Origin of the sequence: Streptomyces sp. NPDC002935, from assembly GCF_040611295.1 — a bacterium.
GTDB lineage: Bacteria > Actinomycetota > Actinomycetes > Streptomycetales > Streptomycetaceae > Streptomyces.
This window is the reverse complement of the sequence record NZ_JBEXNW010000016.1, coordinates 1-13,037: the sequence shown is the minus strand read 5'-3', so window position 1 is coordinate 13,037 and position 13,037 is coordinate 1. Positions and strand designations below refer to the sequence as shown.

Below are 13,037 nucleotides of genomic sequence, written 5' to 3'. Positions count from 1 at the left end.
CAATGAGTGGGGCATTGGTGGCCGGTGGGCACGGGTGTGACGGTCCTGACGATCCAATCGAGCTGCCTCAACTACCGTCAAGACACGAATAGATCACTGAAGGGGACCGTACAGCTTCAGCCCGTAGGCGCAACGTGACCGAAAACCGAGCGAATCAGGCGTCCGGGCGTGTCACTTTTCGGTTGATCATGGCCGTACTCTTACGGCAGCCGCTAGTGTTGGCCGCGCCGAGGGCCCCCTTCCACTTGCCGGGCCGATCGCGCTGTTCGTGACCATTGATCCATGCAGGCCTGCCCATGGGCTTCCAACGGGGAATGAAGTCAAGGAGGTTGGGTGCCCGCGCACAGAAAAGCCGCCTCGGGGCAGCCGTCCACGGCTCTTCGGACCGGCCGGACACCATCTCTGCTGGACCGTTGGCCTTTCCGCCGGAAACTCAATGTTCTGGTGATTGTGCCGCTCGCGGTCATCTCCGTGATGCTCGCCTATGTCGCCTCCGACGAAATCGACCGGGCCCGGTCCGCCGCCGACACCGCCCAACTCGTCCGGGACAGCGCGCAGGTGACCAAGCTCATCGACGCCGTGCAGACCGAGCACCGGCAGGCACTCGTGGTCTCCCTGCGCTATGAGGCGGCCCGCTCGGGGGAGAGTTCGCCCGACACCTCCGCCTACCTGGACGCGCAGGAGAAGGTCGGTACCCGCATCGCGGCCGTCCGGGACGCCTACAGCGACCGGCTGCCCGAGGGCGAGGCCCAGGCGCTGAAGGAACTGGAGGGCCTGGACAGCCTCCGCAAGACCGTCGAGCAGGGGCCGATCCCCGCCGACAACATCGACCCGGCGTACGGAGCGGTGATCGAAGGCCTCATCAACGGCCTGGGTCTCGGCCAGTCGGGCAGTGAGTCCTCCTCGTCCGCCGGCAATCTGCTCGACGCGCTGCTGCGCGCCGACGCCGCCCACGCCTCCTTCGAGACCAGCGTCTTCGCCGCCCGCACCCGCGACCCCAACGCGCTCATCGAGTTCACCAACGCCGTCGGCGACTACGACCAGTACACCTACCAGGCCGAGCGGTTCACCCGGTTCGCCAGCCAGGAACAGGGCACCGATCTCGCCGGGATCGAGCGCAGCCCGTACCAGAGCGTCATCACCCAGCACTGGGCCGCGCTCCAGGTCGACCCGGGTGGTCTGGTCGCCGAGAACGCCACCCAACTGCGCGCCGCGCTCGGCGACGCGCTGCGGGCCGATCCCACCTATGAGCGGCAGGCAGAGAACCGGCTGAAGATCGTCCAGAGCCTGATCGGCGAGATCGCCGCGGACGCCCAGTCAGCGTCGAACGCCGCCTGGTGGCGGCTGGCCTGGCTGATCGTCGGCAACCTGCTCGCCTTCGCCGCCTGGCTGCTGTTCTCCGTGCTGACCCGCCGTTCCGTGGTGCGGACCGTACGCACCCTCACGGCGGCGGCCCAGCACGTCGCCGGCGCCGCCCAGAGCGAGCTCGCCCGCGTCGCGGACGACGACGCCGACGACGCGAGCCCGCCGCGGCTCGAAGCCGTCCCCGTGCCGGTGCGCGACGAGATCGGTGAACTGGCCGAAGCGTTCAACCAGGTTCAGATCACCGCGACCGCGCTGCTGGAACGCCAGGTCGTCAGCCGGCGCAACATCGCCGAGATGTTCGGCAACGTCGGCCGCCGCGTCAGCAACCTGACAGCACGCCAGCTCGCCCTGATCGACTCCGTGGAGCGCGGCGAGACGGACCCCGAGGTACTGGACCGGCTGTACCGCATCGACCACATCGCCGTCCGTCTCCAGCGCAACGCCGACAGCCTCATGCTGCTCGCCGGGATCAGCGAGACCGGCCTCAACACCGAACCGATGCGGCTCAGCAACATCGTGCGCGCCGCGCTCGGCCAGATCGAGGGCTACCAGCGCGTCACCCCGCACGCCGAGGGCGATGTCACAGTCGTCCCCGACATCGTCGGCGACCTGACGCTGATGCTCGCCGAACTCCTGGAGAACGCCGTGATGTTCTCCCCGGCGACCAGCGCCGTCGAAGTGGTCCTGCGGCCCCGGCACGGAGGGGGCGGAGCCCTCGTCGAGATCATCGACCACGGGCTCGGCATGAGCCCCGAGCGGCTGGAACAGGAGAACGCCCGGCTGATCCGGCGCGAACGCCTCGACCTGGCGCCGACGGAGGTCCTCGGTCTGTTCGTGGTCGGCGGTCTGTCCCGGCGCTGGGGCATCGAGGTCGTCCTGTCCCGCACCCCGGGCGGCGGCGTCACCGCCACCGTCGCGGTGCCCACGTCCCACCTCGTGCTCGGCGACCACGGCCCCTCCGTACCCCGCGCCCCGCGCATCCAGGCACCCGTGCGCCGTTCCGGCCCGACGGAGCCGCGCCCGGCACAGGTCGAGTCGCCGGCCGGACCCGCGGGCCTGCCCCGCAGGGTGCCCGCGTGGTCCCAGACCGCCGAGTCCCCCGGCCACGCCCGCCGTTCGGAAGCGGCGACCGACCCCGGCGCCGAGCGCGCGACGACACACGGCGGCGCCCGGCCCGGCACCGGAGCCGCCCCGGACCCCGCGGCTCCGTCTCGGCCCGGCGACGCCGCTCCGCTGCGCCGCCGGGTGCGCGGTGCGACCCTGTCGGCCGGCACCGCGTCGAGCCGGCTGCCCAGACCCAAGGAACACCTCACCCACCGTCGGCCGCCCTCCTGGCAGCCCACGGACGCCGAGGCGGCACGCGAGGAGCTCGACGAGTTCGAGGCCGCCGTCATGCGGGCCGAGCGTGAGAGCGCGACCGAGGACGTCCGGACCGGGACGACCCGGCCGGGCGGCAGGCCCGGCGGCCCGGCCGGACCCAACACCCAGAACAGAAGACCCTCTTCCCCGGAAGGCATGAGCACGTGACCATGTGGACAGGCGAGCCGGAGTCCCGGACAGCGGAACCCGCGACGGACGTGAAGACCGCCGCCGCCGACTTCAACTGGCTGCTCAATCGATTCGCCACCGAGACAGCCGGGGTCGTCGACGTGATCGGTGTCTCCTCCGACGGACTGCTCATCGCGGTCTCCCAACTGCGCGGCCAGGCGGACTCCGAGCGGCTCGCGGCGATCGTCTCCGGCATCACCAGCCTCGCCATGGGCGCCTCCGGCAACTACGGCCTCGGCAGCCTCAACAAGGTCATCATCGACCTGGAGGAAGGGCACGTCCTGGTGTCCGCCCTCGGCGCCGGAGCGGTGCTCGGCGTGGTGGCCTCGAAGGAGGCGAAGCTCGGCAACATCGCCTACGAGATGACCCTGTTCGCCAACCGGGCCGGTGCGGTACTGAGCCCGCAGCTGGTCATGGAGCTGAAGAACACCGTGGGCATCGCACCGACCGGTTGACGTCCGACGGGGTGGCACATGACCGGTGACACCCCGTGAGATGAAGGGGGAGGATGTGATGACGTCCGGCGAGCCATTGGCCGGTGACGACGCCGAGTGGGGAGTGGAGCGCCCCGCCTCGGTGGTCCGGCCGTTCCTGCTGACGGCGGGGCGGATCGCCGGCGGTGACAGTCTCGTACCGCCGATCCCGATCGAGACGCAGGTGGTGGCCACCCATGTGGGACTGGCGGCGCTGGACGCCTTCGTGTTCGACCAGCATCGCGACATCATCACGGTCTGCCGTGAGCCGCAGTCGCTCGCGGAGATCGCGGCGAAACTCCGGATGCACTTGAATGTGATCCGGGTACTCGCCGACGATCTGCGCGCCGACGGTCAACTGGCCCTGTACGCACCGCAGGCCCACTCCCACCGCGATGTCACCGTTCTGCGAAGGGTTATCGATGGTCTCAGAGCTATCCCCGACTCCCGAGGCGCGATCCGTGAGGGCTGACGACGAGCGGCCGCGGCCGCCGCTGCCGGTGAAGATGGTCATCGCGGGCGGTTTCGGCGTGGGCAAGACCACCACGGTGGGGGCCATATCCGAGATCGAGCCGCTGACCACCGAGGCCTCCATCACCTCGGTCGCCGCCGGCGTCGACGACCTCAGCCACACTCCGGAGAAGGTGACGACGACCGTCGCCATGGACTTCGGCTGCGTGACCCTCGACCCCACGCTGAAGCTCTACCTGTTCGGCACCCCCGGCCAGGAGCGGTTCGGGTTCATGTGGGACGACCTCGTCGAGGGCGCGCTCGGCGGGCTCGTCATCGTCGACACCCGACGGCTCGACGACTGCTACGCGGCCGTCGACTACTTCGAGCACCGCGGGATCCCCTTCGCGGTGGCCGTCAACGCCTTCGACGGCAAACTCGAACACGATCTGGACGACGTACGGTGGGCACTCGACGTCGCCGACCATGTGCCGCTGACCGTGTTCGACGCACGTGAACGAGGGTCCGTGCGGGACGCGTTGCTCGTCGTGCTCGAGCACGCCCTCGCCACGGCCGAGCGCTGAGAACGGGGACGGCCCGAAGGCCGTCCCCGCCGTGGTCGCCACCGTCACGCGGTCCGGCGCCTGCGCACGCCGGGGGAGACCGCCACCTTGCCCACGGCCCAGAAAAGCACGAGGACGAGCAGCGCGAGGACGGCCGTGAGGGCCGCTCCGCCGGTCACCTTCTCGTAGTCGTGCTGGTACAGGCCGTCCAGGATGTACCGGCCCACTCCGCCGAGCGACACATAGGCCGCGATCGTCGCCGTCGAGACGATCTGGACCGTCGCCGAGCGCAGTCCGCTGAGGATCAGCGGCAGCGCCGCCGGGACCTCGACCTGGAACAGGATCTGCCCCTCCGGCATGCCCATGCCCCGGGCGGCGTCGACGGGAGAGGGATCCACGGTGCGGATCGCCTCGTAGGTGGTGATGAGGATCGGCGGGATCGCCAGCACCACGAGCGGGATCATCACGGGCACGATGCCGAGACCCAGCCAGACGAACATCAGGACCAGGAGCCCGAAGGTCGGCAGCGCGCGGGCGCCCGCGGACACGAAGGCCAGCGTGTTGCCGCCGCGCCCGGTGTGTCCGGTGACCAGACCGATGGGCAGACCGATCGCCGCGGCGATCGCCAGGGCACCGGCCGTGTACTGGATGTGCTCCCACACACGTTGCGGGATGCCGTCGTAGCCGTGCCAGTGGGCGACGTCGCTGAAGAAGGACCGCATGAAATCGAGTACGTTCACGACACACCCTCCGGAGTGCGGGCGACGGCTTCCGCGGTCTTGGTCCCGGAGCGCCGAGCCGCGCGGGCGGACGGCGGCTCCCAGGGCGTGAGGACCCGCCGCAGCAGGACCAGCAGGGCGTCGATCACGATCGCGAGGGCGGCGGTGGTGACCACCGAGGTCACGGCGAGGCGGGGCCGGCCGTACAACTGCGCGGTGGTCAGCAGATTGCCGAGCCCTCCTTGGTTGCCGATCAGCGCGCCGACGCTCACCAGGCTGATGCTGGACGCGACGGCCACCCGCAGTCCGGCCATGATCGCCGGTACGGCGATGGGCAGTTGGACCTGGAAATAGCGGCGGGCGAGGCCGATGCCCATGGCCGAGGCGGCGGCGTTCGTCTCCTCCGGGACCGAGCGGATGCCGTCGACGACCGCCGGTACCAGCACGACCAGGCTGTACAGGCACAGCGGGATCATCACGGTCAGCTGCGTCAGGCCGGTGTAGTCGATGAGCACCACGAAGAAGGCGATCGACGGGATCGCGTAGAGCACCGTGGAGGTCCACAGCACCGGCGGATAGATCCAGTCGAAATGGACGCACAGCAGGCCGATCGGCAGCGCCAGCAGTAGGCCGACCAGCACCGGGACCAGTGCCTCCTGCATGTGGATGGCGATCAGGCCGCCGTAGCTGTGCTGGAGGTCGCTCGGTATGTCGAAGAACCCGTTCATCGCCCGGCCTTCGCCGGCGTCGTGTCCTGTGGGACGTCCGCCGCCCGCCGCTGCCGTGCCAGCCGGATCGCCGCGGCGACCGTCTCCTGCCCGGCGACCCCGAGCACCTGTCCGCCGCCGTCGACGGCGACCGCCTGCCCGGTCGGCGACAGCACGGCCCGGTCCAGGGCGACCCGCAGGGAGTCCCGGCCCACCACGAAGCTCTGCCCGCACGGTTCGAGCGACTCGACGTCACCGCTCCAGGTGCCGGGGTCGGCCCAGCCGAGCGGCTTTCCGCCGGCGTCGGTCACCAGCACCGGAGCCTCTCCCGTCTCGCGTCCGGCGATCTCCTGCCAGTCGGAGCCGACGGGGAAGACCCGCGAGCGGTCGAGTTCGAGATCGCGGGTGGACAGGAACGACAGACCCCGGATGCCCCGGTCCGCGCCGAGGAACTGCTCGACGAACGCGTCGGCCGGCGACGAGAGGATCTCGTCGGGGGCGGCGAACTGGGCGAGCTTGCCCCCGGTGCGCAGCACGGCGATGCGGTCGCCGATCGTGATCGCCTCGTCCATGTCGTGGGTGACGAAGACGATGGCCTTGCCCAGTTCGCCCTGCATGCGCAGCAACTCCTCCTGCAGGCCCCGGCGGACGACCGGGTCGACCGCGGAGAACGGCTCGTCCATCAGCAGGATGGGCGGGTCCGATGCCAACGCGCGGGCGACGCCCACGCGTTGCTGCTGGCCGCCGGAGAGCTGGTACGGATAACGGCGGGCCATGCCCGGGTCGAGGCCGACCCGTTCCATCAGTTCCGCCGCGCGGTCCCGGGCGCGCTGCTTGGACCAGCCGAGCAGCCGGGGCACCGTGGCGATGTTGTCGAGGATCGTCCGGTGCTGGAAGAGACCGGCGTTCTGGATGACGTAACCCATGGAGCGGCGCAGGGCGTTGACCGGCCGGCTCCGGATGTCCTCGCCGTTGACGCGGATCGCTCCGCTGCTCGGCTCGACCATACGGTTGATCATGCGGAGCGTGGTGGTCTTGCCGCAGCCCGAAGGTCCGACGAGAACGGTGATGGAGTGGTTCGGTATCTGGAGAGACAGGCGATCGACGGCCACCGTGCCGTCGGCGTATCGCTTGCTGACATCTTCGATGGCTATCAAGCGTCGAAACCCTTCGGGAACGGCCTTGCTCGCGCCTGGCGCGATCGCGTGCACAAGGGTGCGTAGTCTAGCCAGTTGATGTTCGATCCCGGTCAGGACAGGTCGCGAAGGTCGGGCGGACGTCCGATTTCGCTCGGCGATCTCCGCGGCGAGTCTGCGTTCCTGTACGGCAGGACGTCGGGGTGGTTGGCGCCGTGGACGACGACCAGTTCGGCGGCGAAGACGCCCAGTCCCTTGACCTGTTGGACCTGCCGCATCGCTTTAAACGGTTCCAGGGAACGCAGTTGTACCTATCAGCTCACCTCCGACGACGGCCGCGGACCGCAGAACGAATCACTGACCGGTACCGGAACCGCGCCCGGCCGGGTCACCGTCCCGGCGCCCGGGGACGGCGGCTGGAAGCTCAAGGGTTCCGCCCAGTTGTCCGGCGCCGACCTGCAACTCACCCGTACCGGAGCCCGCCAGGTGGGCTCGGCCGTCTTCCCGGTCCCGGTGGTCACCGACGGTCTCAAGGCCGCGTTCTCCACCGTCATCGGCGGTGGCAGCGGCGGCGACGGCCGCACCTTCGGCCTGCTGGACCCGGGCCGGCGCCACCCCCACCGCGCTGGGCAGCGGGACGCGGTCATCACCGCGACCTCGTACGCGGTGCCGCCGCCCGGACCCAACCGCTGGACCTGCAACGGTTTTGCCGCGCTGTCCGGCACCGACCTGGTGCTCACCCAGGCCGTGCAGGGCGCGAGGGGGTCAGCCGTCCAGGGCACCGCCGTACCGTCGGCCCGCCTCAAGGCGACCTTCACCGCCGCGATCGGCGGCGGCACCGGCGCCGACGGTCTCGCCCTGCTGCTGCTCGACGCGGCGAAGGCGACTCCGACGGCACTGGGCGCGGGAGGCGGTGGCCTCGGCTACGCGGGTCTGCCGGGCATCGCCGTCACCCTGGACACCCATCGCAACACCGGTGACCGGTCGGCCAACTTCGTCGGGGTGGCCGTCGGCGGAACCGGTTCGCCGTTCACCTACGCCGCCACCTCGACCGCCGTGCCCGCCCTGCGGACCGGCACCCATGTCGTCGATGTGACCGTGACGACCGCCGGACACGTCCTGGTCGCCGTGGACGGCACACAGGTCATCGACACGGCCGTCGCCCTGCCGCAGAACGTCCTGGTCGGATTCGCCGCTGCCACCGGTAGCGCTACGGACAACCACACGGTTCGCGGCGTGAAGATCACTTACTGAACATCCCCGTAGACCCCATGACCTGCTACCAGCTATCTGCCACCCGCCACCTGCAACCGCTACCCACTGCCTGCAAGGGCAGGGGATCAGCCCTCGGAACGCGCCGGGGCCGAAGCCGCGCCGACCAGTTCCCGCGGCCGTTCGGCCTCGGCCTCGGCCTCCAGGGCCCGCTCGACGGGCCCACGGCGGCTCTGCCGCCACAGCCACGCGATGTCCCGGCCGAACGACCACACGAGCAGCGCGAGGGCCAGCAGCACGGCCCCCATCGTCGCCGCGTACGGCAGGACCCCGGCACCCGCGACCAGCAGGATGACGCCCTGCATGGCCGCCACCGTCTTGCGCGCCATGCTCGGCGGCAGCGCGCCGTTCAGCCACGGCATCACCCGGGCGGCCGCGACGAACGCGTACCGCATCGTGCCGATCAGCAGCACCCACGGCCCCAGCGACATCCCGACGTACACGCTCAGCACGAGGATCAGGAACGCGTCCACCTCCATGTCGAAGCGCGCCCCCAGGGCGGAGGACGTGCCGGTCCGCCGGGCGACCTTGCCGTCGACGCCGTCGAGGATCAGGGCGACCGCCGTCAGACCGACCAGCAGACTCACCGGAGGCGAACTCTGGAAGGAGTCCGCGACCAGAGCGGTGACGCCGCCCACCAGGATCGCGCGGCCGAGCGTCACACGGTTGGCGGGTCCGAACGAGCGGGGCTGGGTGCGCCGCAGGGCACGGGTGAGCACCGCCCAGGTGGCGATCGCGAAGGCCAGACCGGTCAGCCAGCCCGCGGGCCCCATCCCGATCGCCGCACCCAGCAGCGCCAGCAGCAGGAGCTGCACGCCGGCTCCCACCATGGTCTCCTGCTGGGGGAGCCTCGCTCCGTACATGTTGTTCAGGGCCACCGCGCATCCTCCGGCCGTATGACAGATTCGATCAACGCCGCGTACCGTGTGCGCGACTTGTCACTGGTCCGTACGTGAAGATCTGCTCCATCGTTCAGGGGGACGCTCATGGAACTCACAGCTCGCGCCTTCTGGCTCGCGTCGCCGGGCCACGGTGAGATCCGGGACATCGCCCTTTCCGCGCCCACGGAGGAGGAGGTGCTCGTCCGCGCGCTCTACTCCGGAGTCAGCAGGGGCACCGAGACCCTCGTGTTCCGCGGGGGAGTCCCGGAGAACCAGCACGCCTCGATGCGTGCACCGTTCCAGGACGGGGATTTCCCCGCGCCCGTGAAATACGGCTATCTGAGCGTCGGCCGGGTGGAGGAAGGTCCCGGGCATCTGCTCGGGCGCACGGTCTTCTGCCTCTACCCGCACCAGACGCGGTACGTCGTCCCGGCGAGCGCCGTGACGGTCGTACCCGAGTCGGTGCCCGCCTCCCGCGCCATCCTCGCCGGCACCGTCGAGACCGCCGTGAACGCCCTGTGGGACGCCGCCCCGCTGATCGGCGACCGGATCGCCGTGGTCGGCGGCGGCATGGTCGGCTGCTCGGTCGCCGCGCTGCTCGCCCGCTTTCCCGGAGTACGGGTCCAGCTCGTCGACGCCGACCCGGCACGCGGCGCTGTCGCCCGGGCGCTCGGCATCGACTTCGCGCTCCCCGAGGACGCCGCCGGTGACCTCGACCTCGTGGTGCACGCCAGCGCCACCGAGGCCGGACTCACCCGCTCCCTGGACCTGCTCGCCCCGGAGGGGACCGTCATCGAGCTGAGCTGGTACGGCGACCGCCGGGTCAGCCTGCCGCTGGGGGAGGCCTTCCACTCCCGCCGCCTGACCCTGCGCAGCAGCCAGGTCGGTTCCGTTTCCCCCTCCGGCCGGGCCGGAAGGACCTACGCCGACCGCCTCGCACTCGCCCTGGAACTCCTCGCCGAACCATCCTTCGACGCCCTGATCACCGGCGAGTGCGCCTTCGGGGAACTCCCCGACGTGATGGGGAAACTCGCCTCCGGATCGATACCCGCCCTGTGCCACCGCGTCGCCTACGAAGACGTTTGAGCCGCCGAGAACCGGCCTGACCTCAGCGGACGCCGAAGAAAGGCCGACCGGCGGCTGAACAAGGTGAACAGGACAGCCGTACTACACGACGTGATCCCGGCAGAGGATCAGACGCACCGCACCTGGAGGGTCGTCCGTTGTTCAGCATCACCGTCCGCGATCACCTGATGATCGCCCACAGCTTCCGTGGCGAGGTCTTCGGACCCGCGCAGCGCCTGCACGGGGCGACGTTCCTGGTGGACGCCACCTTCCGCCGCGCCGAGCTGGACGACGACAACATCGTCGTCGACATCGGACTGGCCACGCAGGAGCTCGGCGCCGTCGTCAGCGAGTTGAACTATCGCAATCTCGACAGCGAGCCGGACTTCAAGGACACCAACACCTCGACCGAGTTCCTGGCGAAGGTCATCGCCGACCGGCTCGCGAACCGTGTGCACGCCGGAGCCCTCGGCGAAGGCGCCCACGGCCTCGCGGGCATCACCGTCACCCTGCACGAGTCGCACATCGCCTGGGCGAGTTACGAGCGTGTGCTGTGACCGACGCGACCCTCGACAAGGCGTCCCCGCTTCCCGGCCCCGCCTCCGCGACCACAGGCCCGGGCGCACTGAACTACGTGCCCGTGCAGAACGCGGCTCTCAAGAACGCCGAGATCATCCCCATGTCCCTGCGCTCAGTGCACTTCGTGATGCCGGGCGGCGTCGACGACGCGACCGCGCCGAGCGGCGGCAACGCCTACGACCGCCGGCTCTGCCTCGACCTGCCCGGCTTCGGCTGGCAGGTCCACCGGCACGCCGTCCCCGGCGAGTGGCCCCGCCCCGGCACCGGCGCCCGTACGGAACTCGCCCGGACACTGGCCGACCTGCCCGACGGCACGGTCGTCCTCCTCGACGGCATCGTCGCCTGCGGAGTCCCCGAGATCGTCGTCCCCGAGGCCGGCCGACTGCGTCTCGTCGTGCTCGTGCACCTGCCGCTCGGCGACGAGACCGGGCTCCAGCCCGCCGTGGCCGCCGAACTGGACGCCCGGGAACGGACGACCCTGCGGGCCGTGTCGGCCGTCGTGGCCACCAGCGACTGGGCCGTCCGCCGGCTCGTCGCCCACCACGGCCTCGCCCCCGACCGCGTCCATGTCGCCGCGCCCGGTGCCGACATCGCACCGCTCGCCTCCGGCACCGACGGCGTCTCGCGGCTGCTGTGCGTCGCCGCGGTGACCCCGCGCAAGGGCCAGCACCGGCTCATCGAAGCCCTGGCGACCGTCAAGGACCTGCCCTGGAGCTGCGTCTGCGTCGGCGGCCTCGGCCAGGACCCGGCCTACGTCGCCCAGCTGCGCGGCCTGATCGCGAAGTACGGCCTCGGCGACCGGCTGTACCTCGCCGGACCGCAGGCCGGCGCCGAACTCGACGCCAGCTACGCCGCCGCCGACCTCATGGTCCTCACCTCGTACGCGGAGACCTACGGCATGGCCGTCACCGAGGCCCTGGCACGCGGCATCCCGGTGCTCGCCACGGACGTCGGCGGTCTGCCCGAGGCCGTCGGACGCGCACCCGACGGCGGAGTGCCCGGCATCCTCGTACCGCCGGAGGACCCGGCGGCCCTCGCATCCGAGCTGCGCGGCTGGTTCGGCGAGGCCGACGTACGCCGCCGGCTGAAGGCCGCCGCCCGCGGACGGCGTGCCGCGCTCGACGGCTGGGCGACCACGGCGCGCAGCCTGGCCGGCGTGCTCGGCCGACTGCCCCAGGAACCCCGGAGGGCGGCGTGAGTACCGCGACGACTCCCGCGAGCGGGCCGGACTCCGGCATCCCCGAGGAGAAGGTGAGGACGGGCGTGCCCGGTCAGCGAGTCGGGGAACCGGGCGCCGACGAGGTGCCGCGCTACGCGCCCCAGTGGCTCCAGTTGCGCGAACCCGCCGACGCCGCCGCGCGGGCGGCCGACCTGCTCGACCCGCTGCGCATCCGGCTGGCCAACCGGCCGGTGCGCGGCGGCGACCTGGTCATTCACGACCTGGGCTGCGGCACCGGCTCCATGGGCCGCTGGCTGGCGCCCCGTCTCGACGGCGCCCAGCACTGGATCCTGCACGACCGGGACCCGTACCTGCTGCACTTCGCCACCGTCGGGGCGCCCAAGGCGGCGGCCGACGGCAGCCACGTCGGCGTCACCACCCAGCGCGGTGACATCGGCCGGCTGACCCCGGACGCCCTGGCCGGCGCCTCCCTGGTGACCGCGTCGGCACTGCTCGACGTGCTCACCGGCGAGGAGATCGACCGGCTCGCGGCGGCCTGCGCCGGCGCCGGTGTGCCCGCCCTGCTGACACTGTCCGTCGTCGGACGGGTGGAACTCACCCCGGCCGACCCGATGGACGCCGAGATCGGCGAGGCGTTCAACGCCCACCAGCGGCGCGGCGAACGGCTCGGCCCGGAGGCCGTCACGGCCGCCTGCGAGGCGTTCGGCCGCTACGACGCGACCGTACGGGTGCACCCGAGCCCCTGGCGGCTCGGCCCCGACGAGGCCGACCTCACCGCGGAGTGGCTGCGCGGCTGGGTCGGCGCGGCGGTGGAACAGCGCCCCGAGCTGGCGGCACGAGCGGAGTCGTATCTGGAGTCCCGTCTGACGGCCTGTGCCGCGGGCGAGTTGCGCGTGCTGGTCCACCACAGCGATGTGCTGGCCCTGCCGCACCCGGCCGGGGGTGCGGTGTGAGCGCGGGCCTGGAGACGGTGGTCGTGGCCGCCGCCCCCCCGGCGCCGGCCCCCGCGCGCCAGCGCCCCCCCCCCGACACCCACCCCCCCCCCCCGGGGGGCCCCAGCCGCGCGGGGGGCCCCCCGGGGGCCCCCGCGGGGGCCCGG

At 71.5% G+C, this 13,037-nt stretch carries 14 protein-coding genes; 9 read left to right on the top strand and 5 right to left on the bottom strand.

What is annotated here, in order from left to right:
- Positions 1–444: 444 nt before the first annotated feature.
- From ABZX90_RS22265 to ABZX90_RS22250, 4 genes are read left to right on the top strand one after another with little or no spacing between them, the layout of a single operon-like run.
- The gene (locus tag ABZX90_RS22265) at positions 445–2,892 is read left to right on the top strand and encodes an ATP-binding protein (RefSeq protein WP_355207250.1); all 2,448 of its coding nucleotides are present in this window, start codon (positions 445–447) and stop codon (positions 2,890–2,892) included.
- A 2-nt stretch (positions 2,893–2,894) separates the two neighbouring features.
- On the top strand, positions 2,895–3,368 hold the full coding sequence (locus ABZX90_RS22260; protein WP_351119375.1) for a roadblock/LC7 domain-containing protein: 474 nt from the start codon (positions 2,895–2,897) through the stop codon (positions 3,366–3,368).
- 58 nt (positions 3,369–3,426) lie between these two features.
- Positions 3,427–3,858 (top strand): DUF742 domain-containing protein, encoded by a 432-nt coding sequence (locus ABZX90_RS22255; RefSeq protein ID WP_351119085.1) that lies wholly within the window; start codon positions 3,427–3,429, stop codon positions 3,856–3,858.
- Between the two features lie 34 nt (positions 3,859–3,892).
- Positions 3,893–4,420, top strand: coding sequence for an ATP/GTP-binding protein (locus ABZX90_RS22250; protein ID WP_351119376.1), 528 nt, complete (start codon positions 3,893–3,895; stop codon positions 4,418–4,420).
- Between the two features lie 44 nt (positions 4,421–4,464).
- Here the strand turns inward: ABZX90_RS22250 and ABZX90_RS22245 are convergent, their stop codons facing one another.
- From ABZX90_RS22245 to ABZX90_RS22230, 4 genes are all read right to left on the bottom strand, one after another.
- Entirely contained in the window at positions 4,465–5,139 is a 675-nt protein-coding gene (locus ABZX90_RS22245) for an ABC transporter permease (RefSeq protein WP_355207247.1), read from the bottom strand.
- A complete protein-coding gene (locus tag ABZX90_RS22240; RefSeq protein WP_355207244.1) occupies positions 5,136–5,846 on the bottom strand; it encodes an ABC transporter permease subunit in 711 nt (236 codons plus the stop codon). Before ABZX90_RS22240 ends, ABZX90_RS22245 begins: the two co-directional genes overlap by 4 nt.
- Positions 5,843–6,982, bottom strand: coding sequence for an ABC transporter ATP-binding protein (locus ABZX90_RS22235; protein WP_355207241.1), 1,140 nt, complete (start codon positions 6,980–6,982; stop codon positions 5,843–5,845). The genes ABZX90_RS22240 and ABZX90_RS22235 overlap by 4 nt, the downstream gene beginning before the upstream one ends.
- Before the next feature lie 92 nt (positions 6,983–7,074).
- On the bottom strand, positions 7,075–7,239 hold the full coding sequence (locus ABZX90_RS22230; RefSeq protein WP_351119089.1) for a hypothetical protein: 165 nt from the start codon (positions 7,237–7,239) through the stop codon (positions 7,075–7,077).
- Between ABZX90_RS22230 and ABZX90_RS22225 the strand changes: the two genes are divergently transcribed.
- Positions 7,217–8,215 (top strand): hypothetical protein, encoded by a 999-nt coding sequence (locus ABZX90_RS22225; RefSeq protein WP_355207237.1) that lies wholly within the window; start codon positions 7,217–7,219, stop codon positions 8,213–8,215. The two genes, ABZX90_RS22230 and ABZX90_RS22225, sit on opposite strands and share 23 nt — an antisense overlap.
- Before the next feature lie 86 nt (positions 8,216–8,301).
- Here ABZX90_RS22225 and ABZX90_RS22220 read toward each other — a convergent pair whose 3' ends face one another.
- Positions 8,302–9,111: a CDP-alcohol phosphatidyltransferase family protein gene (locus ABZX90_RS22220; protein ID WP_351119091.1), complete on the bottom strand. Its 810-nt coding sequence runs from the start codon at positions 9,109–9,111 to the stop codon at positions 8,302–8,304.
- Positions 9,112–9,219: 108 nt separating this feature from the next.
- Between ABZX90_RS22220 and ABZX90_RS22215 the strand changes: the two genes are divergently transcribed.
- The 4 genes from ABZX90_RS22215 (at position 9,220) to ABZX90_RS22200 (ending at position 12,891) form a co-directional block, all read left to right on the top strand.
- Positions 9,220–10,200, top strand: a complete 981-nt coding sequence (locus ABZX90_RS22215) for a zinc-binding alcohol dehydrogenase (RefSeq protein WP_351119092.1) — start codon at positions 9,220–9,222, stop codon at positions 10,198–10,200.
- A 137-nt stretch (positions 10,201–10,337) separates the two neighbouring features.
- A complete protein-coding gene (locus ABZX90_RS22210) occupies positions 10,338–10,736 on the top strand; it encodes a 6-carboxytetrahydropterin synthase (protein ID WP_351119093.1) in 399 nt (132 codons plus the stop codon).
- Positions 10,737–10,804: 68 nt separating this feature from the next.
- Positions 10,805–11,956: a glycosyltransferase family 4 protein gene (locus tag ABZX90_RS22205; protein ID WP_355207533.1), complete on the top strand. Its 1,152-nt coding sequence runs from the start codon at positions 10,805–10,807 to the stop codon at positions 11,954–11,956.
- A gap of 38 nt (positions 11,957–11,994) precedes the next feature.
- Positions 11,995–12,891: a class I SAM-dependent methyltransferase gene (locus ABZX90_RS22200; RefSeq protein WP_351119378.1), complete on the top strand. Its 897-nt coding sequence runs from the start codon at positions 11,995–11,997 to the stop codon at positions 12,889–12,891.
- The last annotated feature ends 146 nt before the right edge of the window (positions 12,892–13,037 follow it).